Raw genomic sequence first — 25,059 nt, 5'->3', positions numbered from 1 at the left:
TTTGCCTTGCATTAGATATAAAAAAGCCCCCTTACGGAGGCTTTTTGTAATGCGGTCAATTATACATTAACTGCGTCAACGCGTTCGCGCAGTTCTTTGCCTGGCTTAAAGTGCGGGACGTATTTGCCTTCCAATTCAACTGATGAACCAGTCTTTGGATTACGGCCAGTACGCGGTGCACGATAATGAAGCGAGAAACTACCAAAGCCACGGATCTCAATACGATCACCGCTTTCTAATGTTGTTGCCATTTGCTCCAACATCTCTTTGATTGCGCCTTCAACCTCTTTCGCCGACAGCTGCGACTGCCTGGTGGCGAGTTTTTCGATCAGTTCGGATTTTGTCATCCTAGCTATCCCCTATTATCAAGCCAAACACAGTCACCTAATGGGGAGAAAAAACTCCCCATACAACAGGCGATTATTTGCGAGCTGCTTTAAACGCTTCAGCCATTGCATTACTAATAACAGCGTCTTCTTGTTTATTCAAGGTCGCCATTACTTCTTTTTCTTCAGCTTCGTCTTTCGCTTTGATTGACAGGCTGATAGAACGGTTCTTACGGTCAACACCCATGAACTTAGCTTCGATAGCGTCACCTACTGAGTAAACAGTAGATGCATCTTCGATGCGCTCACGGCTGATGTCAGCTACACGGATGTAACCTTCAACAGTGTCAGCTAGTTCAACAGTCACGCCTTTAGCGTCAACAGCAGAAACAGTACCGTTTACGATAGTACCTTTCTTCTTGTCAGCTAAGTAAGCGTTGAATGGATCGTCTTCAGTTTGTTTAACACCTAAGCTGATGCGCTCGCGCTCTGGGTCAACAGACAGAACCACTGCGTGGATTTCGTCGCCTTTCTTGTACTCAGATACTGCGTCTTCGCCAGTGCCGTTCCAAGAAATGTCAGACAGGTGAACTAAACCATCGATACCGCCGTCAAGACCGATGAAGATACCGAAGTCAGTGATTGACTTGATCTTACCAGAAACCTTGTCGCCTTTGTTGTAACGAGTTGCGAAGTCATCCCATGGGTTGGTCTTACATTGCTTCAGACCTAGAGAAATACGACGACGCTCTTCATCGATATCCAGAACCAGAACTTCAACTTCATCACCTAAGTTAACCACTTTAGATGGGTGAATGTTCTTGTTAGTCCAATCCATTTCAGAAACGTGAACTAAACCTTCAACGCCTTCTTCGATTTCAACGAAACAGCCGTAGTCAGTCAGGTTAGTTACGCGACCAGTTAACTTAGTGTTTTCTGGGTAGCGTTTGCTGATTTCTAACCATGGATCTTCGCCAAGTTGTTTCAGACCTAGAGACACACGAGTGCGCTCACGATCGTACTTCAGAACTTTAACGTTGATTTCGTCACCAACGTTTACGATTTCAGATGGGTGCTTAACGCGTTTCCATGCCATATCAGTGATATGTAACAGACCGTCAACGCCACCTAAATCTACGAATGCACCGTAGTCAGTCAGGTTCTTAACGATACCTTTAACTGCTTGACCTTCTTGCAGGTTTTCTAACAGTGCATCACGCTCAGCGCTGCTTTCTGATTCGATAACTGCACGACGAGAAACAACTACGTTGTTACGCTTCTGGTCAAGTTTGATAACTTTGAATTCTAATTCTTTGTACTCTAAGTGAGCGGTGTCGCGAACTGGGCGCACGTCAACTAGAGAACCTGGTAAGAAGGCACGGATACCGTTTAATTCAACAGTGAAACCGCCTTTCACTTTACCATTGATGATACCGATTACAGTTTCAGCATCTTCGTAAGCTTTTTCCAGAACGATCCAAGCTTCGTGACGTTTCGCTTTTTCGCGAGACAGTTGAGTCTCACCGAAGCCGTCTTCAACAGAGTCAAGAGCTACGTCAACTTCATCACCAACAGCGATTTCTAAAACGCCTTGAGCGTTTTTGAATTGTTCAGCTGGGATTGGGCTTTCAGACTTCAGACCTGCATCAACCAGAACCATACCGTTTTCGATAGCAACTACAGTACCACGAACGATAGAGCCTGGACGGAATTCCAGAGTTTGAAGGGATTGTTCAAATAGATCAGCAAAAGATTCAGTCATGTTTAAGTTACTTTAATGTAATAAACCACAGTCAATCCTAGACGTGGAGTCAGTCAAATTATCCGTATCATCCTTAATACGAATACCTATCCAAACAATAACTTAGTTATTGTGGGATAATTTTTGGTTGATGTAGTTGAGCGCAAGCTCAAGTACTTCATCAATACCTTTATCGCTAGTATCGATAACGAGCGCATCCTCGGCAGGGACCAAAGGGGCCACTGGACGATTCATATCGCGGTCGTCACGCTCGATAATTTCAGCTAAAAGGCGCTCGATATTAACATCGAAGCCCTTGTCCTGCAACTGATTATAGCGTCTTTGAGCCCGCTCCTCTGCAGAAGCAGTTAAATATAATTTAGCCGATGCTGTTGGGAAAACAACCGTGCCCATGTCGCGGCCATCGGCGATTAATCCGGGTGCCGTTCTAAAGGCACGTTGACGACGTAATAAGGCTTCCCGCACACGGGGAAATGCCGCCACTTTAGAGGCCGCATTTGAGCATTCTTGAGTACGTATCGCAGTAGTGACGTCTTCACCTTCTAAGATCACTTGAACTGGGTCTTTCTCATTGCCGGTTAAAAATTTCACATCAAGGTGCGCAGCAAGGAGTGTGATGGATTCTTCATTTTCCAGTTCTACATCGTGGTGAATTGCAGCTAACGCAAGCACTCGGTAAATAGCACCACTATCAAGCAGTTGCCATCCGAGATGCTTAGCCAATAATTGGCTAATTGTCCCTTTACCAGCACCACTTGGGCCGTCGATTGTGACTACAGGAGCCCGTTCAGACATACATTCCTCCGCAAAAAATAATCATCATCCGTGAGTTCTTAACTAGAGCCCCGAAAATGAGCGCGCCGCATTGTACAATACAATACAAATAAAATCCGTGGATTTTTTATGAAGTTTAGAAGCCGCTCAAATGCGGCTTCATCATCTTGATATGACCCAAAGTCAGTCTGTTACAGAAAGCGGTTAGGCTTTGAGACTGGCAAATTGGGCAAAATAGTCTGGGAAGGTTTTCGAGGTACAATCGGGATCATTGATGGTGATCCCGCAATCGGCAAAAGCCATCATGGAGAAGCACATCGCCATACGATGATCGTTATAGGTGTCTATCTCTGCGGTATTGAGCACCACTGGCGGGGTGATTTGAATATAATCGTGCCCTTCTTCCACTAGAGCGCCCACTTTACGTAGCTCGGTGGCCATCGCCGCTAATCGATCGGTCTCTTTAATGCGCCAGTTATAGATGTTGCGGATGGTGGTCGTGCCCTTAGCAAACAGGGCCGCAGTGGCAATGGTCATCGCCGCATCGGGGATATGATTCATATCTAAATCAACCGCGGTTAATGGCGCGCCGCGGGCAATAATATAATCATCGCCCCACTCAATATCGGCGCCCATTTTTTCCAGCACATCGGCAAATTTCACATCGCCCTGAATGCTTAAACGGCCAACACCCGTGACTTTCACCTCACCGCCTTTAATGGCTCCCGCCGCTAAAAAGTAAGATGCAGAAGAGGCATCCCCTTCCACTAACACTTTACCCGGAGACACATACTGCTGCCCGGCTGGGATTTCAAAGCGGGCATAGTCATGGTTAATCACCTGAACGCCAAACTGTGCCATCAGGGCTAAGGTAATGTCGATATAGGGCTTTGAAACCAGTTCACCTTTGACATGAATATTCACACTGCCCTTCGCGAGGGGCGCAACCATTAACAGCGCGGTTAAGAACTGGCTAGACAGATCGCCAGCAATTTCGACATCACCACCGTTAAGACCGGTTGCATTGATGGTCAGTGGTGGAAATCCATCATTCTTAAGGTAAACAATATTGGCGCCCAATTGTTTTAAAGCATCGACCAAATCGCCAATGGGACGCTCTTCCATGCGCGGCTCGCCGGTTAAGGTAAATTCGCCACGGCCTAAGGTGAGCGCAGCGCACAATGGACGCATTGCCGTGCCCGCATTGCCTAAAAACAGCGTTTGCGCGGTATCTGATGAAATCACGCCGCCTAAGCCAGTCAGTTCACAGACAGTATTATTTTGCGATAAGCGGTATTCAACACCCAACTGCTTTAAAGACGCCAACATATGACGAATATCATCGGAGTCGAGCAAATTGGTTAGCGTAGTGGTGCCTTTGGCTAAGGTCGCTAATAATAACGCGCGGTTAGAAATGCTTTTTGAGCCCGGAATATTGATCTCACCGCGGACTTGCACAACAGGTTCAAGACGTAATTGCTTCATGAATAAATCTTCTTTCTCTTAGGGCGTAACCATCAACGGTACGCTGATTGAAAATAGGTAAATGGCAACCTCACGCTACATGGCGTCAAGTTAAGATTACAAATTAAAGGAGATTGGGGACCTTGTTGGTGCTTCGTCGTTATAAAATTACCGATAGTGACGCAGGATTCAACCGTTTTTTACTAAAAAACGGCTTTTTAAACCGGAAAATTACTCAAGTCAGTCTAAAAATAACAAAAATACAAAATATCAGCGGTTAAATTGTGATCTAAAGCGTTTTTTGGCAGGCTTTTTTGCCAGATTAATTGGCCATAGTTCACAGTTTTTGCTTTAAATTTTTCATCTATCCACGCTATTCTAGGTTTCAAACGATAAATCACGCATATTCTTTGCAATTCATGTTGTCGCAATATAACCAAAAAGGTAGATGGAGCCATGTTTAACTCACTCGTCGCAATGCCTGCGGATCCTATCCTCGGCCTATTAACCCAGTACCGTGAAGACTCACATCCTCAAAAAGTCGACTTAGGTGTGGGCGTATATAAGGATCCCGCTGGAAACACTCCCATCCTTAATTGCGTGAAAAAAGCCGAAAAATTCCGTTTAGACACTGAAACCACCAAAGTGTATATCGGCCCAACCGGTTCACCTCAGTTTAATACCCTGATAACAGAATTAGCCTTTGGCAGTGATCACAGCGCGATTATCACCAACCGCATTCGTACTGTTTCTACTCCTGGTGGCACGGGCGCCCTGCGCGTTGCCGGTGATTTTATTAAACGCTGCAATCCTAATGCTGTGCTATGGGTGAGCGATCCCACATGGGCTAACCATATAGGCTTGTTTGAAGCGGCGGGTCTGACCGTTAAAACCTACCCTTACTATGATTACGACACTAAATCGTTAAAGTTCGATGAGATGCTCAGCGCGCTTGCGCAGATTGGCCCGAACGATGTGGTGCTATTCCACGCCTGTTGCCATAACCCAAGCGGGATGGATTTAACGACAGAACAATGGGATAAAGTGGTTGCCCTCACCAAGGAGCAAGGTTTTACCCCGCTTATCGACATGGCTTACCAAGGTTTTGGTGATGGGGTCGATATCGATGCCTACGGCGTGCGTAAAATGGCCGCTGCGGTCGATAATATGATCCTGTGTAGCTCTTGCTCGAAAAACTTCGGTCTGTACCGTGAGCGTATCGGTTCATGCTCTGTGGTTGCAAAAGATGCAAACACGGCAAACATCGCGCAATCTGTGCTGCTTTACGTGGTTCGCTGCCTCTACTCCATGCCGCCAGCCCACGGCGCGGCGATTGTCGAAACCATTCTAGGTTCGGCAGAATTAAAGCAAGAATGGTTAGATGAGCTGAAAGTGATGCGCGACCGTATCAACGGTAACCGCGCCATTTTAGTGGAAAAACTCAAAACCAATGGCGTGGACCGCGACTTTAGCTTTATCGCACGCCAAAAAGGCATGTTCTCTTTCCTAGGGGTTAATCCTGAGCAAGTCGCGCGTCTGCAGAAAGAATTCAGCATTTATATGGTGGGTTCGAGTCGCATTAGCATTGCAGGCATTAGCGAAGACAATGTGGATTACTTAGCTAAGTCGATTGCAAAAGTACTGTAACAAGACTGTTGGGATGAAGCGCCTAATTCGGCCTAAGTCCCCTAGCCTTCCTTTAGCTATTACTTAGTGCATGCTTTCATATTAACTTTAAGCTTTATGCAACCAATAAAAAACGAATGCCTAGGCATTCGTTTTTTTTCTCACTTTACGCTGTTAAAACTGACTTTAAACGACACGTATCAATCAGCGAGTTAAGCAAGTTAGGTAAACTTCATTACTTGGCTTAGCTATGCTTTGCCGCAAATTCGTTCATAAAGCTCACCAGCGCGGCGACACCTTCAAGTGGCATCGCATTGTAAAGGCTGGCACGCATGCCACCAACGATTCGATGACCTTTTAAGGCCACTAGGCCCGCCGCTTCGGCCTCTTTTAAGAAGGCGCCATCAAGGGATTCATCCGCCAGTTGGAAAGTCACGTTCATTTGTGAGCGGTTTGCCGCGACGACACCATTTTTATAGAAAGGATTGGCATCGATACAGGCATACAGCATTTGCGCTTTTTGCTGATTGATTTTCGCGATACTAGCCACACCACCTAAGGATTTGAGCCAAGCAAATACTTCAGCCGCTAAGTACCAAGCAAAGGTTGGCGGCGTGTTGAACATGGAGTCATGCTCAACGGCTAAACGGTAATCCATGATGGATGATTGGGTTAAACTCGGCAGCTTCAACATATCATCACGCACGATCACAATAGATAAGCCCGAAGGACCAATGTTCTTCTGTGCGCCAGCATAGATTAAACCGTAACGACTGACATCGATTTCGCGAGACATAATGGTAGATGATAAGTCGGCGACAATCGGCCATGGACTGTCTAACTCATCAAAAATTTCGATACCATCAACTGTCTCATTTGGGCAGTAGTGCACATAACGGTAATCGGCATCAATCTTATGCAGTTCAGGCAGCACTACTGCATTGAGTCCATTATGTTTTTCAACAATGTTAAGGCTATCAATTTGAGTGTCACCCGCCAGCTTTTGTGCTTCGGCTAATGCTGCAGAAGACCATTGACCACTGACTAAATACAGGGCTCTGCCTTGGTTGCCTAAAAAATTATTCACAACGGCAGAGAACTGACCGCGACCACCGCCGTGCATAAACAACACATGATAGTTCTGTGGAATGTGCATCAGCTCGCGTAAATCCGCCTCAGCTTGCTTGGTCAGCGCGATAAACTCCTTACCTCTGTGGCTGACTTCCATCACGGAGACACCTAGCCCATTCCAATCGAGTAATTCCTGTTGTGCTTTTTTCATTACCGCTGCGGGTAACATCGCAGGACCTGCACAGAAATTATAAATCGCGCTCACTGCCACTCTCCTTATTTACAAACCATGATATTAGAATTCATAAAATAAAACGTTGCCATGAAAAAAACGAGCGTCCAATTGGACGCTCGTTTTCATACTCTCGAATTAGTCTTCGTCTTGCTCGTCGTCAAGCTCTTCGTCTTCGTCTAATTCTTCTTCCAGTTCATCCTCTAAAGGCTCTTCTTGAACAGAGTCACCTTCAGTGACAACTGGGACGATTGGCATACCGTTTTCATCCAGCTCGACTTCATCTTCGTCGCCTTGGATCTCATCAATACGCTGCAGACCAACCACTTTCTCGTCACTTGCGGTACGGATAATGGTCACACCTTGGGTGTTACGGCCGATGATAGACACACCGTTCGCTGGCGTACGCACTAAGGTACCTTTGTCGCTGATGAGCATGATTTCGTCATTGCCGCCAACTTGTACCGCGCCAACCACTGCACCGTTACGCTCGCTCACCTTGATCGATACCACACCTTTGGTCGCGCGGCTCTTCGATGGGTATTCGGACAGTTCAGTACGTTTACCGTAACCGTTTTCGGTCACGGTTAAGATAGCGCCATCGCCCTTAGGTACGATGAGAGACACTACTCTTTGACCTTCTTCGAGCTTGATACCGCGAACACCTGTCGCGCCGCGGCCCATTGGACGCACGCCCTTGAAGTTGATTTGAGGGTTGCCTTCTTCGTCCAGCACTGCGTTGCCGTTTTCATCGAGTACGGCGACTTCTTCGCCTTCTTTAAAGCGAACCACTTTACCTTCGTTCGAGAACAACATGATCTCATCATCACCATTAGTGATATCGACACCGATCAGTTGGTCACCATCTTTCAGGTTCACGGCGATAATGCCGTTAGCACGTGGGTTGCTGTAAGCCGTCAGCGCAGTTTTCTTCACGGTACCGTTAGAAGTCGCCATGATGATGTACTTATCTTCTGCGTATTCACGCACCGGCAGAATCGCCGTAATGCGTTCGCCATCGGACAGCGGCAGTAAGTTAACAATCGGACGCCCGCGCGATGTGCGGCTTGCCAGCGGTAATTGATAGACCTTGAGCCAGTACATCTTACCGAAATCAGAGAAGCACAGAATCGTATCGTGAGTGTTGGCAACCAGTAGTTTTTCAACGAAATCTTCGTCTTTCACTTTAGTCGCGGCTTTACCCTTACCACCACGGCGCTGGGCTTGGTAATCGCTCAGCGGTTGGTACTTGGCGTAACCTAAGTGTGACAGGGTCACAACCACGTCTTCTTCGTTGATTAAGTCTTCAAGACTCATATCAATTTCATTAGCGTTGATGACAGTGCGGCGTGCATCACCGTATTCAGCCAGAATTTCTTCTAGCTCTTCTTTGATGACTTCCATCAAACGCTCAGGGCTGCGCAGAATAAACAGCAGACCCGCGATGAACTCGAGCAGCTCTTCGTATTCGGCGATGATCTTATCGTGCTCAAGACCAGTTAAACGGTGTAAACGCAGCTCAAGGATCGCCTGAGCCTGTTGCTCGGTCAGGTAATATAAGCCATCACGGATACCGAATTCTGGCTCTAACCATTCAGGACGCGCCGCATCGTCACCCGCTTTTTCAAGCATGCCCTGTACATGGCCAAGTGCCCAGCCCTGCTCAACCAGTTTGACTTTCGCATCAGCTGGGGTAGGAGATGCTTTGATCAGCGCAATAATCGGATCGATATTGGCGAGTGCGACCGCTAATGCCTCAAGAATATGGGCACGTTCGCGCGCTTTACGCAGTTCGAATACGGTACGGCGAGTCACCACTTCACGGCGGTGCAGGATAAAGCATTCGAGCATTTCTTTTAAGTTGAACAACTTAGGCTGACCATTGGTCAATGCCACCATGTTGATACCAAAAGAACATTGCATTTGTGTCTGGGCATAGAGGTTATTCAAAACAACTTCACCCACTTCACCGCGTTTGATTTCAATAACGATACGCATACCGTCTTTGTCAGACTCGTCGCGCAGGCCGCTAATGCCTTCAATCTTCTTATCTTTGACTAACTCAGCGATTTTCTCGATGAGTTTCGCCTTGTTCACCTGATAAGGAATTTCGGTGACGATAATGCGTTCACGGCCGTTATCTTCGGTTTCGACTTCAGCCAGTGCGCGCATGACGGCGCGGCCGCGGCCCGTCTTATACGCATCGATAATGCCTTTACGGCCGTTGATAATCGCAGCCGTTGGGAAGTCTGGGCCAGGAATATGTTCCATCAACTGTTCGATAGACAGCGCAGGATCGGCGATCAGCGCTAAACAGCCTTTGACCACTTCGGTTAAGTTGTGAGGCGGAATGTTTGTCGCCATACCGACCGCAATACCCGATGAACCGTTGATTAACAGGTTAGGGACACGTGTCGGTAATACAGCGGGAATTTGTTCTGTGCCATCGTAGTTGGGCACATAGTCAACGGTTTCTTTTTCAAGATCGGCGAGGAGCTGGTGCGCTAACTTATCCATACGGATTTCGGTATAACGCATTGCCGCTGCGGAGTCACCGTCAACCGAACCGAAGTTTCCTTGACCGTCGACTAAGGTGTAACGCAGAGAGAAAGGCTGAGCCATACGTACGATAGTATCGTAAACCGCCGAATCACCATGGGGGTGATATTTACCGATCACGTCACCAACCACACGGGCAGACTTTTTGTACGGCTTGTTCCAATCGTTCTTCAATTCACTCATGGCAAACAGCACGCGGCGATGCACAGGCTTAAGGCCATCACGCACGTCTGGTAATGCACGTCCCACGATGACGCTCATGGCGTAATCAAGGTACGAATTCTTTAGTTCGTCTTCGATATTAATTGGCGAAATAGATGATGCCAGATCAGTCATAAACTGCTCGTTCCCCTGAAAATTAGCCGACAACGTATAATCCGTATCATTGAGCGGCCCAAAAACGTGATTTGGCATTCTAACACAGTTATTTAATGTCGCCAGACCTATCCTACGTGAATTGCAAAGGATGTGGCTTAATAGATGAAAACACTGTCAATTTGCCCTTTTAAACCCGATAAAATCCGTTGTTAATGGCGAAATTAAGGCCAAGACTTGATTAATCTCTGAGCAGAAAAACCGCTCAGCTTCACAAAGTGTTTAAGAATTAATGATAATTGTTGAAATTTCACTCAACCACAAAGACTTAGGATCAGCCAATACTGTGTTTATCCCCCATTGTCGTTATAATAGCCGCACAATGACAGCCGTAATAGGTAATAGCATGCAACAGAATACCAACGTAGACCCGCTGGAAATCGCAAAGTTTGAACGTATGGCCGAAACCTGGTGGGATCTCAACGGCGAGTTTAAGCCGCTGCATCTATTAAATCCCCTGCGCCTTAACTATATCGATCAAACGGCAGGCGGGATTTTTGGTAAGAAAGTGCTGGACGTCGGCTGCGGCGGCGGCATTTTATCCGAAAGCATGGCGCGCATCGGCGCGATCGTTCACGGCCTCGATATGGGTGAAGAACCATTAGAAGTCGCGCGTTTACATGCACTGGAAACTGGCGTGAGCATCAACTATGTCAAAAACACTGCCGAGGCCCATCGGGAAGAACACCGCGAATACTATGATGTGGTGACCTGTATGGAGATGCTCGAGCATGTACCAGATCCACAATCAGTCATTCAAGCCTGCTGCGATATGGTTAAACCCGGCGGTTTTGTGTTTTTCTCAACCATCAACCGTAACATTAAGTCTTTCGTCGAGACCATTATCGGCGCCGAGTACCTATTAAAGATGCTGCCCATTGGCACCCATGACCATAATAAGTTCATCAAGCCATCGGAACTCATGGCCTTAGTCGATAACACCGATCTTCTCTGTAAAGATGCACTTGGGATCACCTATAACCCACTGACGGGGATCTTTAAGTACACGCCAAAGGTCGATGTTAATTATATGATTGCGACGCAAAAGGTAGATTAAGATGAGTTTAGCTGAGGTTAAAGGGGTCTTATTCGACCTTGACGGTACCCTTGCCGATACCGCGCCGGATCTGGTTCAGGCCCTTAACCTCAGTTTGTCGGATGTCGGTATCGCAGCAAAACCTTTAGCAGATATGCGTAGCGCTGCCTCCCATGGCAGCTTTGCCTTAGTCGATGCGGCGATTCCCGGCGCGGATGACGCCCTGCGCACTCAAGTACAGCAAGGACTCCTCGCCCACTATCAAAGGATCAATGGCGACCATTGCCAGTTGTTTGATGGTATCGCCCCCCTGCTCGATTGGCTCGAGTTGTGCCGCGTACCATTTGGGGTGATCACCAATAAACCCGCCCGCTTTACTCGCCCTCTATTGCATAAACTTAAGCTCAGCTCACGTATGCCGGTGATGATCAGTGGCGATTCCACTCGTTATCCCAAGCCCCATACCGCACCAATGCTATTGGGCGCACAGCAATTGCAGTGCCTACCACAGCAAATCCTCTATTTAGGGGATGCCGAGCGGGATTTACTCGCGGCCCAAGCGGCGGGCATGCTCGGCGTTATAGCGCTGTGGGGATATTTGGGTGAGGCCGATACGCCCGATGCATGGCCTGCCTATGCACAGTTTACCTCGCCATCGAGTTTGCATTCGGCATTAAGCCAAGCATTAGCGAAATAGCGGTAACGGACCGACTCGTGCTAATTGCTCAACTTAACCATTAATGGCGAAATTCTGCCCCATTTGCTGGTAATGCAATTTAGGCTAAGGGTCAATCCTTGCGATCGCAATCGCTGCTTATTTTAGCGATCGATCACACAGTGAAATTTGCGCAAAAAAACGTCATCAATGTTGCACGCTAATCTCAATTTGAGCTTCAGGGTTAGTCATCACTAACGCTTTTCTTTATCCTCAAGATATCCACAAGATACCCCCTGAATTGAGACTTGCAAATAGCGGCAAACCTCACTATCTTGTATCTCAGATTATTTAAAACACCATATCTTGTGTATAGGTAGCAATCAGACACACTAGAAGTTCCCCGTTAAATCGACTATCTTCTGCATAGTCAGCAGTATTAAGGGTTTTCAGGTTGATTGTTTTACAAGGAAACGTACGGTGACTTAGTTCACCTGAACAGATATCAGAACCAAGGCCTCTCTTCAATGAATAGCAATATGACAGTCACAAAACGCTGTGGTGCACGTGAGACAATCGATCTCGATAAGATACACCGCGTAATTACTTGGGCAGCCAAGGGATTAAAAAACGTTTCTGTTTCTGAAGTTGAACTTCGCACGCATTTACAGTTTTTCGACGGGATCCCAACCGAAGCTATCCACGAAACGATCATCAAATCTGCGGCGGATTTAATTTCCCCAGAATCACCGGATTATCAGTTTCTGGCTGCGCGCTTAGCCGTATTCCATTTACGTAAGAAGGCCTTTGGTCAGTTCGAGCCGCCAAAGTTATACGACCATGTGACTAAACTGGTCGAGCTTGGCAAGTATGATATGCATATTCTGCAGGATTACACCCGCGAAGAACTCGATATTATGGACAGCTATATCGACCACTGGCGCGATATGAACTTCTCCTACGCGGCAGTAAAACAGCTCGAAGGTAAGTATCTGGTACAAAACCGTGTGACCCACGAGATCTACGAGAGCGCCCAGTTCCTCTATATTCTAGTGGCAGCCTGTTTGTTTGCCCGTTATCCAAAAGAAACGCGCCTGCAATATGTTAAAGATTTTTACGACGCGGTATCGACCTTTAAGATTTCGCTGCCAACGCCAATCATGGCAGGTGTACGCACGCCAACACGTCAATTCAGTTCATGCGTACTGATTGAATGTGGCGACAGCTTAGATTCTATCAACGCGACCGCCTCTTCTATCGTGAAGTATGTGAGCCAACGCGCAGGTATCGGTATCAACGCGGGTCGTATCCGTGCATTAGGTAGCCCAATCCGTGGCGGCGAAGCCTTCCACACCGGTTGCTTACCTTTCTACAAGTATTTCCAAACGGCGGTAAAATCTTGCTCGCAAGGCGGCGTTCGTGGTGGTGCAGCGACCCTCTTCTACCCCATTTGGCACTTAGAAGTAGAATCGCTGCTGGTACTGAAAAACAACCGCGGTGTTGAAGATAACCGTATTCGCCACTTAGACTACGGCGTGCAGCTCAACAAGCTGATGTACCAACGTCTGATCAAAGGCGAAAACATTAGCCTGTTCAGCCCATCTGACGTACCAGGTCTTTACGATGCCTTCTTCGAAGATCAAGACGAATTCGAACGTCTGTACCTGCAATATGAGCAAGACAGCAGCATTCGTAAGAAGACATTGAAAGCAGTTGAACTGTTCTCATTGATGATGCAAGAGCGTGCTTCAACGGGCCGTATCTACATCCAAAACGTCGACCACTGTAATACCCACAGTCCGTTCGACTCGAAAGTCGCTCCGATCAGACAATCTAACCTTTGTCTTGAAATCGCGCTGCCGACTAAGCCGTTGAACAACATTGACGATCCAAACGGTGAAATCGCGCTGTGTACACTGTCAGCGTTAAACTTAGGTGCAATCAAAAACTTAGCCGAGCTTGAGCCATTAGCCGATTTAGCGGTACGTGCACTGGATAACCTACTGGATTACCAAGATTATCCAATCAAAGCGGCCGAAATTTCATCGATGAACCGTCGTACCTTAGGTATTGGTGTTATCAACTTTGCGAACTACTTAGCGAAGAATGGCATGAAGTACTCCGATGGTAGCGCGAACAACCTGACTCACAAGACCTTTGAAGCGATTCAGTTCTATCTGCTCAAGGCGTCAATGAATCTGGCGAAAGAGAAAGGTGCGTGCCCATTATTTAATGAGACCACTTACGCTCAAGGTATTTTACCTATCGATACCTACAAACGTGATTTAGATAAGATTTGCAGCGAGCCATTGCATTTAGACTGGGAAACACTGCGCCAAGACATCAAACAGCACGGTTTACGTAACTCGACCCTGTCTGCATTGATGCCGTCTGAGACTTCATCACAGATCTCAAACGCGACCAACGGTATCGAACCGCCACGGGGTTTGATCAGCGTTAAAGCGAGTAAAGATGGCCAGTTAAAGCAAGTGGTGCCTGATTTTGATGAGCTGAAATACAACTACGAGCTGCTATGGCAAATGCCAAGCAACGAAGGTTACTTACAGCTCGTGGGTATCATGCAAAAATTCGTTGACCAAGCGATTTCGGCCAACACTAACTATGACCCAACGCGTTTCGAAGGCCGTAAGGTTCCGATGCAGACTCTGCTGAAAGACTTACTCAATGCCTATAAGTTAGGTGTAAAAACGCTGTACTACCATAACACTCGCGATGGTGCATCGGATCAACACGATGACATTACCAACATAGAGAAAGAAGATGACGGCTGTGCTGGCGGCGCCTGCAAAATCTAATCTTCAATGTTAACGGTTGCGGGATCCCTTTGGGATCCCGACTTATTGGAATACTCGTACCATGACCTACTCTACTTTTTGCCAAACACCCAACGATGCCACCCGTGAACCTATGTTCTTCGGACAATCGGTTAACGTCGCTCGTTATGACCAACAAAAATATGAAGTGTTTGAAAAACTGATTGAAAAGCAGTTGTCTTTCTTCTGGCGCCCCGAAGAAGTTGACGTGAGCCGCGATAAAATCGACTACAACTCACTGCCAGATCATGAAAAGCATATTTTTATTTCGAACCTAAAATACCAAACGCTGCTCGATTCTATCCAAGGTCGCTCGCCTAACGTGGCGTTTCTGCCCTTAGTGTCGCTGCCCGAATTAGAGACCTGGATTGAGACTTGGTCTTTCTCCGAGACAATTCACTCGCGCTCATACACGCACATTATTCGCAATATCGTGAACGATCCTTCGGTGATTTTTGACGATATCGTGGTGAATCAAGAGATCCTACGCCGCGCGACTGACATTGCCGAATACTACGATCACTTGATCAAGCTGACACAGGTTTACCACCTGTTAGGCGAAGGTACCCATGTGATCGATGGCGAGCCGATTGAAGTCAACACTCGCACGCTAAAGAAAGCGTTGTACCTGTGTATGATGTCAGTGAACGCCCTCGAAGCGATTCGCTTCTACGTCAGTTTTGCCTGCTCATTCGCATTTGCTGAGCGTAAGCTCATGGAAGGTAACGCGAAAATTATTCGTCTTATCGCCCGTGACGAAGCGCTGCACTTAAACAGCACTCAGCATATCTTAACCATTATGCAGGGCGGCAAAGACGATCCTGAAATGGCTGAGATTGCCGCAGAATGCCAACAGGAAGCGTACAACCTGTTCCTCAAGGCCGCAGAGCAAGAAAAAGAATGGGCAAAATACCTGTTCAAAGACGGTTCGATGATCGGACTCAACGAGCAGATCCTCTGCCAATACGTTGAGTACATCACTAACCAACGGATGAAGTCCGTTAACCTGCCACTGCCTTATGCCGAGCTGTCTAACCCACTACCTTGGATGAAGAACTGGTTAGAGAGTGACGCGGTACAAGTAGCGCCACAGGAAGTCGAAGTGTCATCTTATCTTGTCGGTCAAATCGATTCGGCCGTCGACAGTGACGAATTCCTCGATTTCGATCTCTAACGGGATTTGATTGCTCATGGCTAAATCGAACCTGCTGTTAAACAACCCCTTTGCGAAGGCGCCCATTGTGCGCCTTCAAGGGCAACCTGTGCTGCTGTTTACCGAGCAGCACAATTCGTTGTTGCAAGCACTCGAAGCCAAAAAAGTGACCATTTTCTCTGAGTGCCGCAGTGGTTTTTGCGGCGCTTGCAAGACCCGTATTATTAGCGGCAGCGTCAGCTATTTAACCGAGCCTTTAGCCGAGCTTAATGCCGACGAATGCCTGCCCTGCTGCTGTATTCCTAGCGAAGATTTAGAACTCGATTTATCCCCCGAAGGTGCTGCCGTGGTGACCTATTCTTGCGGTAACAGGCGCGCCCAAACCCCATCGACGCGTAAAACCGCTAATCTAAAAGCCGTGCCACAGCAAGAAGTGATAGAAGACTAATAGAGTCGTCTACAACAAATGGGTATTTTCTTCCCTTATAACGCTTACTGATTAGCAAGACACCATCTTTACGGCTTCCTAAACACTTTATCACTCGCCCTTGTTAGCTTGCCAAAAGTTCATTATGTTATTGCTTTCCACTTACTTTTACTTTGTATTAGGTGGCCCGTTTCTACCAAGGAGAGCTATGGATAAGTTAATCGCAATCAGCTTGCTGCTTGTGTCGATGAGTGCATTTTCGATTGAAGATAACCTCGTTGCCGAGATGAAAGACATGGATAACAAGGTATTTGCTTCATTTAATCACTGTGCCGATGAGCAACAACTCAAGCTGCACGAAAGTTACTTTGCAGAGAAGGTCGAGTTTTACCATGACAATGGTGGTGTGACTTGGGATCGCCAATCAATGATCAACAACACTAAAAACTATGCCTGCGGCAAATACACCCGCTCACTGGTTGAAGAAAGCTTTCAAGCCTATCCCATCAAAGACTTTGGCGCGATAACTGAAGGCATTCATAAATTTTGCAGTCTAGAAACTGGCAGTTGTGATGGCAAAGCCAAATTTTTAATGCTCTGGCAACGCACCAATGGCCAGTGGCAAGTCACGCGGGTCGTCAGTTATGGGCATTTACCCAACTAAGCAAATGTCCCACTCATGCAGATAGGCTCTTATCTTCATATCAATCAACAAAAAAGCCTGAGTCAAAATCAACAAAAAAGCCTGAGTTAAACTCAGGCTTTTTATTGGTGAAATAGCTTAACAACTACAGTCGCATCGCAAGCTCTGCGCCTTGACGAATGGCGCGTTTTGCATCGAGCTCGGCGGCCACATCGACACCGCCAATCAAATGCACAGGAATCCCCGTTGCTTTCATCTCATCGACTAAGGTGCGGTTAGATTCTTGTCCGGCACAGAGGATCACATTATCCACGGCCAACACTTCGGTTTGCTCGCCAACACGGATATGCAGACCCGCATTGTCAAACTTGTCATAGTTAACGCCGGTTTTCATCTTCACATCGTGCTGTTTTAACACTAAACGGTGGATCCAGCCGGTGGTTTTACCTAAGCCTTGGCCCATCTTAGAAGTCTTGCGTTGCAGCAAGTAGACTTGTCTATGGTCGCTATTATCGACTTCAGGCTCGGCTAAACCACCCGCATGCTGATATTGTTTGTCTATGCCCCACTGCTTTAACCATTTTTCAGGATTGAGGGTGCTCGACTCTGATTCGCAGAGGTAATGCGCCATATCAAATCCAATGCCGCCGGCACCAATCAGGGCCACTTTGTTGCCAATAGTGGCTTGGCCCGTCAGCACCTGTTGATAATCCACCACTTTGGGGCTATCAAAACCTGGCAAACTTAACTCGCGCGGGACCACGCCCGAGGCGATAACGATTTCATCAAAGGTTTCGGTTTCAAGCACCTTAGCATCCAAACGGGTATTTAAGCGCAAATCGATTTTATGGAGCTTGATTTGATTAAGGAAATAACGAATCGTCTCGTTAAACTCTTCTTTTCCTGGGATTTTACGTGCCAGATTAAACTGCCCACCCACCTCGGATTTTGCTTCAAAAAGCACGACCTCATGGCCACGCATGGCCGCATACACCGAAAATGCCATCCCCGCAGGGCCCGCGCCCATCACTGCGATACGCTTCTTGTTATTGGTGGGTAAAAAGTTAATTTCGGTCTCATAACAGGCGCGAGGGTTGACCAAGCAAGTGGCACGTTTGAGTGAGAATGTATGATCCAAACAGGCCTGATTACAGCCAATACAGGTATTGATAAGCTCTGGCGTGTTGGCCGCCGCTTTATTAACAAATTCAGGATCGGCCAAAAACGGCCGTGCCATAGACACCATATCCGCTTGACCAGAGGCGATGATTTGCTCGCCAATCTCAGGCGTATTGATACGGTTTGTGGCAATCAAGGGGACTGAAACCGACTTTTTAAGTTTTTCAGTCACCCAAGCAAAGGCACCGCGCGGCACACTGGTCGCAATGGTTGGCACACGGGCCTCATGCCAGCCGATCCCTGTATTGATAATCGACACCCCCACATGCTCGAGCCACTTGGCCAATTGCACTACTTCGTCCCAGGTGGAGCCGTTGTCGACTAAGTCGAGCATGGATAAGCGGAAGATAATAATAAAATCTTTGCCTACTTTGGCGCGAATGGCATTCACAATCTCTATCGGAAATTGCGCACGTTTTTCAAAACTGCCGCCCCATTCATCGGTGCGGGTATTGGTGCGCGAACTGATAAATTGGTTGATCAAATAGCCTTCAGAGCCCATCACTTCTACGCCATCGTATCCCGCTCTTTTCGCTAAGGCGGCAGAACTGGCGTAATCCTTAATGGTGGCGCGTACTTGACGGCTCGACATGGCCGAAGGCGTAAAGGGAGTGATAGGCGACTTGATTCTACTCGGTGCCTGTGAAAAAGGATGGTAACCATAACGCCCCGCATGCAGAATTTGCATACAGATTTTACCGCCAGCCTCGTGCACCGCTTGAGTCACGATGCGGTGTTTACCCACTTGCCATGGGAAACTCAGCTGACACGCATGGGGAGTCAAACGACCACGTAGGTTGGGTGAGATACCGCCGGTGACAATTAAACCGACGCCGCCTAACGCGCGCTCTTTATAAAACGCTGCCAGTTTCTCAAATCCGCCCTTTTCTTCTTCTAAACCCGTGTGCATGGAGCCCATTAACACACGATTTTTGAGCTGGGTGAATCCCAGATCTAAGGGTTCTAATAAATGGGGAAACGACATTCAAACATCCTTTTTAAACAAGTGATTTAAATGAGCATACCTTGAGTCAAATGTAAGCTCAACTGTTGCTAGGGGGTTAAAAGTTAAAATCCTTTACAATTGTGTTTAGCCAGTGAGGGGATTTTCAGTTAGCATTGGCACATTCGATAAGCAAAGGAGTGGCTAATGTCCGCTAACCCATCGTTTTTCAAGAGAATATGTTTATTTATATGGAACACCCTCAACGGGATCCGTAAATTCATACTCAACCTGATTTTTTTTGGCTTCCTGGCCATCATCCTCATTACTATTGGCAGCAGTGAGGATATTCAGGTCGAAGAGAACTCAGCATTGGTGCTCAATCTGGCAGGTTCAATTGTCGATCAAAAACAACAGGTCGACCCAATTGAAGCCGCACTTAAACAAGGCAATAACGGCAGCAGCGATGGTGAAATCCTGCTGTCCGATATTATCTATGTGATTGATAACGCGACGCACGATAACAGGATCAGCACCATAGTCTTAGACTTAGCCGAGCTGAAACGCGCAGGGATCAGCAAATTACAATCCATTGGCGATGCCCTGAATCGTTTTAAAGAAAGCGGCAAAAAAGTGGTGGCAATTGGAAACTATTACGAGCAAAACCAATACTTTCTTGCCAGCTTTGCCGATACCATTTACCTCAATCCCCAAGGCAGTGTTTCTCTCGATGGCTTGAGTATGTATAACCAATACTTCAAATCCGCCCTCGAGAAGCTCAAGATAAAGGCACACATTTTCCGCGTCGGCACCTTTAAATCCGCGGTAGAACCTTACATGCGTGACGATATGTCGGATGCGGCCAGAGAGGCAAGCAGCGCCCTACTCGCCGATGTTTGGCAGAGTTATACTCAAACGGTTGCAGAAAACCGCCAAATTGATGCCAATACCTTAGTGCTGGACTCGGCAAGCTACCTCGCGCAACTGGATAAGGCCGAAGGCGACTCCGCCACTATGGCCATCAATATGAAATGGGTCGATACCCTAGCGACCGATGAAGAGTTCCGTAAAGTCATGCTCGATAGCGTGGGTAAAGAGAAGTCGGGTGACAGCTTTAAGCAAGTCAGCTTTTACGACTACTTAACCTTAGTGACGCCTTTGCCAAGCTTTGTTGAGCAAGACAGTGTCGGCATTATCGTTGCCAGCGGCACCATTTTAAATGGCAGCCAACCCGCCGGCCAAATCGGTGGCGATAGCACTGCAGAGCTGTTACGTAAGGCGCGATTTGATAAACATATCAAAGCGCTGGTACTTAGAGTCGACAGCCCTGGCGGCAGCGCCTTTGCCTCAGAGCAGATCCGCCAAGAATTACTCGCCCTCAAAGCGGCGGGTAAACCTGTGGTGGTGAGTATGGGCAGCCTTGCGGCGTCTGGCGGCTACTGGATTTCGGCTAGCGCCGATTATATCTTCGCAACCCCAACTACACTGACGGGCTCTATCGGGATCTTCGGGATGATCACCACCTTCGAAGATTCACTCGCTAGCTTAGGTATTCATACCGATGGTGTATCGACCTCTGAATGGGCGGGATTGTCTGTAACTCGTACCCTCTCGCCACAAATCGAATCGGTTATCCAGCGTCATATCGAGCGTGGTTACTTAGACTTTATCTCACTGGTCGCTAAGGAACGTAAAATGACCTTGGAACAAGTGGATAGCATCGCCCAAGGCCGTGTGTGGAGTGGTAAAAAAGCCCTAGAGTTAGGTTTAGTGGACGAGCTTGGCGATATCGACCAAGCCGTTGCCAAAGCCGCTAAATTGGCAGATTTAAGCCTATTCGATACCCGCGTAATTGAACAAGAGCTCACGCCTGAACAGCGTTTTGTGCAGCAAATGTTTGCCTCTGTTTCGGCCTACTTGCCCGCGTCACTCAGCCATTCAACACTGCTTGAGCAAATGTTGGCGCAATGGACGGGCAGCTTAAAGACCATCGCGGCCTTTAACGATCCTAACCATGTGTATGTGTATTGTGACAGCTGTGCGATCAACTAACGCAGACTCAAAATGAAGGACACAAAAGCCCGATTGCCTCGGGCTTTTTTATTGGGTTTATGCCTGCAAAATCGTATAATTAGCTCACTTGCAGCTAAGATAACGACAAGAATGACTAAACGCTCCATTTACGTCGCCTATACGGGCGGCACCATAGGCATGCAAAAAACCGCGAATGGCTTTGCACCGGTGGCAGGCTTTTTGACCCAATGTGTCCAATCCATGCCCGAGTTTTACCATGATGAAATGCCTGAGTTTGTGATCCATGAGTACTGCCCGCTCATCGACTCATCAAACATGGCACCAACCGACTGGCAAATGATCGCCGATGATATCAAGGCCAATTACGACAAGTACGATGGCTTTGTGATCCTCCACGGCACAGATACCATGGCCTATACTGCATCGGCCTTATCCTTTATGCTTCAAGGTCTGTCAAAGCCTGTTATCGTCACCGGCTCTCAAATTCCATTGGCACAGCTGAGATCAGACGGTCAAACCAACCTACTTAACTCTTTATATATCGCCGCCAATTATCCGGTGGCTGAAGTGTGTTTATTCTTTAATAACAAACTGTTCCGCGGTAATCGTTCCACCAAAGCCCATGCCGATGGCTTCGATGCCTTTGCCTCGCCTAACTTCCCCTTACTGCTTGAGGCAGGGATTAAAATTAATCTGCGTGCAGGTAAAATTGCCACGCCAAGTGATAAGCCGTTAGAAGTGGCGAATATCAGCCCGCAGCCTGTCGGAGTGGTGACTCTCTATCCTGGTATTTCGACACAAATTTTTGAGAACATTCTACAGCAACCTGTAAAGGCGCTGATTTTACTAACCTTTGGCGTGGGCAATGCACCACAGGATGCGGCATTACTCGATACCCTAAAGCAAGCGGATGAGCGTGGAATTGTGTTAGTGAACCTAACTCAGTGTTTCCAAGGCAAAGTGAATATGGGCGGTTACGCTACGGGCAATGCCCTCGCCAAAGCGGGGGTGATCAGTGGTGCAGACATGACCATTGAAGCCGCACTGGCTAAGTTGCATTATCTGCTATCGAAAAACTTAAAGCCGAGCGAAATTAAAACTGCCATGCTGCAAAACTTGGTTGGTGAGCTCAGCCCCGACTAAGTATCGAAACGTTACGCATGAAAAAGCCCACATTCGTGGGCTTTTTGTTGTTTAAGCATTAACACAACAATTAGAGTTCGTCAGCTTTAAACTCAGCAATAGACTCGCCACGGAATTGTTTCTTCAACTCCGCCTTCGACAGCTCATTTAATTTGCCACCGGCCGCTATGGTGAAATGCTCAGTTTGATCTAAGCGGCGCGCCTGATAGAGCATCACCACTTGAAGAGTCGACTCACGCTGGGCTTCGGTTAATACTGTGCCATCTTCCCATTTGCCTAATTCAGCGGCGCTACGCAGCCTTTCATAGACTTCTTCGGGCATTTGGTCGATTACTTGATTAATGTCGGTCATACACTCTTTCGCTTATGTAATACGATTCTAACGCGGGTAATTAAATAACCCACAAAACCAAAGACAAAACAGATGACGCCAATGGTCGCGCGCAAACCTTCGGCGGGCTCGCCGCCCCAAAACCAAATCACCACCCCCGCAATAAACAGCGTCATGGCGACAAAGCTTTGGTTCATTAAGCTGCTGGATTTTTGGATATGACTGATCCGAGCGAGCGAGCTATTGTCACCATTGGTTTTTGCCTCACAATGCGGGCAAGCTGGTGCTTTGCTCGACATCCGTTTACGGCAGATTGGACATTCGATTAATGCCATAGTCGCACCTATCTTAACTTATCAACCACGGCGAGCATGGCAATCAATGAAGCTTCGCCTAAGTAAATGCTTCGCTCTGGCGACCAACCCACAAACGGATCCTGCAGGTTGTTGTTGTCTTTAAAAGGCATTTCTAAGGTGTTCGACAAGCAATCGAAGGTTTGTGCTACCCAATTAGAGGCCACGGTCAAGTTGGCTTGACCTGGCTCGTCTTTAGCGTAACCAAACTCGGTTTGGAAATCGGCACTGGCCAAGGTTAATGCCTGACTAAAATCAGCTTGCAGCTGTGCCAATCGTTCATTGTAAGCAGGCACACCCTCACAACCCGCGAGGAATACATAGGGCAAGCCTTCATCACCATGGACATCGTAAAACAAATCCACGCCCGTTTGCTGCATCTTATGCACTACATGGTAGACCTCAGGGCTTCTTTCTAAGCTCGGAGTTTGCCATTCACGGTTAAGGTTAACCCCAATCGCATTGGTACGCAGATGGCCTCTTACGCTGCCATCCGGGTTCATGTTAGGCACTATGTAGAAATTCGCTTTATCGAGCAGCGCTTTTGCCGTTGGACAATCGTTATCCAGCAGACGATTCACTAAGCCTTCGACTAACCATTCCGCCATGGTTTCACCGGGATGTTGTCTCGCAGTGATCCAGATATTGCGTTTATCAGGATTGCCATCGCCCACTTTCATCAGGGTGATATCGCGGCCATCTAAGGTCAGACCTAAATGCTCAAGATTAACATCGGGATGCAATTGTGCGTTGCTGAGTAAATCTAAGTGACGCTCGTAGCTGTAGGGTGCAAAGTAGGCGATTTGAATCGCATCACAATCAAGCGCTAACTGAATGCTCAGTTTGCCATCGATATATTGGGTTGGCACACGGAACCAATGCTGGCGATCGTAACTGGCGACCGCATGGTAATCTTGCCAGCCCTTAGGATAGGAAGCGGTGCCCGCATTGATGATATTTAAGGTGTATTGATTACCCACCTCACCTTCGAATCGGAAGTTGAACCATTGATAAAACTCACCGCCCGCATCGGGACGGATTGCCAGTTGAATATCATCTTTATTATCAAGATTAATGACTTGGATATTTCCGCCATCAAAATTGGCACTGATCCGCATAATGATTCCTACTTGGTTATTCATGTGAGGGTAATGATGCTGAATACGCATCACCTATAATGCCCGTTAGAATAAACCAAATCCGTATCAGGGGAAAATGAAAGCGACTAAAATTGCCTAAGAAGCCAGCAGTCGCACTGTAATTCATCAGTGCCTAGTTTGTTAACCTCTCACAACACATCAAGCGGAAAAACTGTACCCTTGACCACGGACCGTATTGATTAATGTCCGCGGTAAACGGGTATTCGCCAGTTTGCGCCTTGTATTACTAATATGCATATCCAAGTTACGATCAAAACGGCCTAAGTCCTTCTGCAATACGGATTTTTGCAGCTCTTGCTTAGTGATCACTTGCCCCTTACGCTCGAACAGATACTTAAACAACCTAAACTCGGTTTGGGTGAGCTCCACGGCATTTTTACCAATAGTGATCCTATAAGCAGCCTCATCGAATTTGACCGGCTGGATTGTCGCCTGCTCGATTGCCATTGGCTCTGTGGCGCGCGGGATTAATCGACGCTCTAAGGCATGCAAACGCACCAATAACTCTCTAATGCTAAAGGGTTTCGTTAAGAAATCATCCGCACCAAGCTCGTAGCTTCGGATCCTGTCAGCCTCATTATCACGGGCAGATAACATCATGATAGGCGTTATACAGTCCCTCGCCTCTAGTAGTGAGAAACCATCCATTTGCGGCATCACCAGATCGAGCATAATAATATCAGGCCTAAAGCTGCGAATACGTTTGAGCCCTTCAACGCCGTTTACGGCACATTCAACTTCATGTCCCTGTGCTTTAAGCGCTTCAGTTAACCAAACTCTGAATAATGGATCATCATCGACTAACAGTATTTTACTCATCCCTAAACACCAAACGAGAATCAATATCATTTATGTTACCATAACTTAAAATATGTCTCTAGCATTAGAAGATGATTAAAAATCAGTATTCGCTTAATTGTGATCAAGTTGGCAGCGATAGATAACGGCTTGTAACCTTTTGCACCAAAACAAAAAAGCG

The 25,059-nt window shown here is 47.3% G+C and carries 21 protein-coding genes; 9 read left to right on the top strand and 12 right to left on the bottom strand.

Features of this window, described 5'->3' with window-relative positions:
• Nucleotides 1-59 precede the first annotated feature (59 nt).
• The 5 genes from ihfB to SHEWANA3_RS23600 all read right to left on the bottom strand — a co-directional run bounded on the left by ihfB (nt 60) and on the right by SHEWANA3_RS23600 (nt 4,784).
• The gene (gene ihfB / locus SHEWANA3_RS10410; protein ID WP_011072380.1) at nt 60-347 is read right to left on the bottom strand and encodes an integration host factor subunit beta; all 288 of its coding nucleotides are present in this window, start codon (nt 345-347) and stop codon (nt 60-62) included.
• A 73-nt stretch (nt 348-420) separates the two neighbouring features.
• Nucleotides 421-2,088: a 30S ribosomal protein S1 gene (rpsA, locus tag SHEWANA3_RS10405; protein WP_011622695.1), complete on the bottom strand. Its 1,668-nt coding sequence runs from the start codon at nt 2,086-2,088 to the stop codon at nt 421-423.
• A 102-nt stretch (nt 2,089-2,190) separates the two neighbouring features.
• Nucleotides 2,191-2,883 carry a (d)CMP kinase gene (gene cmk / locus SHEWANA3_RS10400; RefSeq protein ID WP_011716971.1) on the bottom strand — a complete coding sequence of 231 codons (693 nt, stop codon included), beginning with the start codon at nt 2,881-2,883 and terminating at the stop codon, nt 2,191-2,193.
• Between the two features lie 183 nt (nt 2,884-3,066).
• Entirely contained in the window at nt 3,067-4,347 is a 1,281-nt protein-coding gene (aroA, locus tag SHEWANA3_RS10395) for a 3-phosphoshikimate 1-carboxyvinyltransferase (RefSeq protein ID WP_011716970.1), read from the bottom strand.
• Between the two features lie 224 nt (nt 4,348-4,571).
• A complete protein-coding gene (locus SHEWANA3_RS23600) occupies nt 4,572-4,784 on the bottom strand; it encodes a hypothetical protein (RefSeq protein ID WP_166485350.1) in 213 nt (70 codons plus the stop codon).
• Here SHEWANA3_RS23600 and SHEWANA3_RS10390 point away from each other — a divergent pair.
• Complete coding sequence (locus SHEWANA3_RS10390; protein WP_011716969.1) at nt 4,783-5,973, top strand: amino acid aminotransferase; 1,191 nt, start codon at nt 4,783-4,785, stop codon at nt 5,971-5,973. The two genes, SHEWANA3_RS23600 and SHEWANA3_RS10390, sit on opposite strands and share 2 nt — an antisense overlap.
• Before the next feature lie 223 nt (nt 5,974-6,196).
• Here SHEWANA3_RS10390 and serC read toward each other — a convergent pair whose 3' ends face one another.
• Nucleotides 6,197-7,288, bottom strand: coding sequence for a 3-phosphoserine/phosphohydroxythreonine transaminase (gene serC, locus SHEWANA3_RS10385; protein ID WP_011716968.1), 1,092 nt, complete (start codon nt 7,286-7,288; stop codon nt 6,197-6,199).
• Nucleotides 7,289-7,393: 105 nt separating this feature from the next.
• Nucleotides 7,394-10,150 carry a DNA gyrase subunit A gene (gyrA, locus tag SHEWANA3_RS10380; protein ID WP_011716967.1) on the bottom strand — a complete coding sequence of 919 codons (2,757 nt, stop codon included), beginning with the start codon at nt 10,148-10,150 and terminating at the stop codon, nt 7,394-7,396.
• A 385-nt stretch (nt 10,151-10,535) separates the two neighbouring features.
• On the opposite strand from gyrA, the gene ubiG reads away from it, so the two are divergent.
• From ubiG to SHEWANA3_RS10350, 6 genes are all read left to right on the top strand, one after another.
• Nucleotides 10,536-11,246: a bifunctional 2-polyprenyl-6-hydroxyphenol methylase/3-demethylubiquinol 3-O-methyltransferase UbiG gene (gene ubiG / locus SHEWANA3_RS10375; protein ID WP_011716966.1), complete on the top strand. Its 711-nt coding sequence runs from the start codon at nt 10,536-10,538 to the stop codon at nt 11,244-11,246.
• A gap of 1 nt (nt 11,247) precedes the next feature.
• Nucleotides 11,248-11,922, top strand: coding sequence for an HAD hydrolase-like protein (locus SHEWANA3_RS10370; RefSeq protein ID WP_011716965.1), 675 nt, complete (start codon nt 11,248-11,250; stop codon nt 11,920-11,922).
• Between the two features lie 485 nt (nt 11,923-12,407).
• Nucleotides 12,408-14,696, top strand: a complete 2,289-nt coding sequence (gene nrdA, locus SHEWANA3_RS10365) for a class 1a ribonucleoside-diphosphate reductase subunit alpha (protein WP_011716964.1) — start codon at nt 12,408-12,410, stop codon at nt 14,694-14,696.
• Between the two features lie 61 nt (nt 14,697-14,757).
• A complete protein-coding gene (gene nrdB / locus SHEWANA3_RS10360; RefSeq protein ID WP_041412624.1) occupies nt 14,758-15,888 on the top strand; it encodes a class Ia ribonucleoside-diphosphate reductase subunit beta in 1,131 nt (376 codons plus the stop codon).
• Nucleotides 15,889-15,904: 16 nt separating this feature from the next.
• Nucleotides 15,905-16,315 (top strand): class I ribonucleotide reductase maintenance protein YfaE, encoded by a 411-nt coding sequence (yfaE, locus tag SHEWANA3_RS10355; RefSeq protein WP_011716962.1) that lies wholly within the window; start codon nt 15,905-15,907, stop codon nt 16,313-16,315.
• 187 nt (nt 16,316-16,502) lie between these two features.
• The gene (locus tag SHEWANA3_RS10350) at nt 16,503-16,958 is read left to right on the top strand and encodes a nuclear transport factor 2 family protein (RefSeq protein ID WP_011716961.1); all 456 of its coding nucleotides are present in this window, start codon (nt 16,503-16,505) and stop codon (nt 16,956-16,958) included.
• A gap of 124 nt (nt 16,959-17,082) precedes the next feature.
• Here SHEWANA3_RS10350 and SHEWANA3_RS10345 read toward each other — a convergent pair whose 3' ends face one another.
• Entirely contained in the window at nt 17,083-19,101 is a 2,019-nt protein-coding gene (locus SHEWANA3_RS10345; protein WP_011716960.1) for an NADPH-dependent 2,4-dienoyl-CoA reductase, read from the bottom strand.
• 165 nt (nt 19,102-19,266) lie between these two features.
• Between SHEWANA3_RS10345 and sppA the strand changes: the two genes are divergently transcribed.
• Together sppA and ansA are read left to right on the top strand one after the other, a co-directional pair.
• Nucleotides 19,267-21,111, top strand: coding sequence for a signal peptide peptidase SppA (gene sppA / locus SHEWANA3_RS10340; RefSeq protein ID WP_011716959.1), 1,845 nt, complete (start codon nt 19,267-19,269; stop codon nt 21,109-21,111).
• A gap of 111 nt (nt 21,112-21,222) precedes the next feature.
• Nucleotides 21,223-22,236 carry an asparaginase gene (gene ansA, locus SHEWANA3_RS10335; RefSeq protein ID WP_011716958.1) on the top strand — a complete coding sequence of 338 codons (1,014 nt, stop codon included), beginning with the start codon at nt 21,223-21,225 and terminating at the stop codon, nt 22,234-22,236.
• A gap of 70 nt (nt 22,237-22,306) precedes the next feature.
• Here the strand turns inward: ansA and SHEWANA3_RS10330 are convergent, their stop codons facing one another.
• The 4 genes from SHEWANA3_RS10330 to SHEWANA3_RS10315 form a co-directional block, all read right to left on the bottom strand.
• On the bottom strand, nt 22,307-22,588 hold the full coding sequence (locus SHEWANA3_RS10330; protein WP_011716957.1) for a DUF1315 family protein: 282 nt from the start codon (nt 22,586-22,588) through the stop codon (nt 22,307-22,309).
• Nucleotides 22,585-22,902, bottom strand: coding sequence for a hypothetical protein (locus SHEWANA3_RS10325; RefSeq protein WP_011716956.1), 318 nt, complete (start codon nt 22,900-22,902; stop codon nt 22,585-22,587). The genes SHEWANA3_RS10330 and SHEWANA3_RS10325 overlap by 4 nt, the downstream gene beginning before the upstream one ends.
• A gap of 8 nt (nt 22,903-22,910) precedes the next feature.
• The gene (locus SHEWANA3_RS10320) at nt 22,911-24,038 is read right to left on the bottom strand and encodes a M14-type cytosolic carboxypeptidase (protein WP_011716955.1); all 1,128 of its coding nucleotides are present in this window, start codon (nt 24,036-24,038) and stop codon (nt 22,911-22,913) included.
• A 180-nt stretch (nt 24,039-24,218) separates the two neighbouring features.
• Complete coding sequence (locus SHEWANA3_RS10315; RefSeq protein WP_011716954.1) at nt 24,219-24,899, bottom strand: response regulator transcription factor; 681 nt, start codon at nt 24,897-24,899, stop codon at nt 24,219-24,221.
• Between the last annotated feature and the right edge of the window lie 160 nt (nt 24,900-25,059).

This window comes from Shewanella sp. ANA-3, assembly GCF_000203935.1.
Taxonomy (GTDB): Bacteria; Pseudomonadota; Gammaproteobacteria; order Enterobacterales; family Shewanellaceae; genus Shewanella.
The sequence above is the reverse complement of the archived record's forward strand: the minus strand, read 5'-3'. Positions and strand labels throughout refer to the sequence as shown.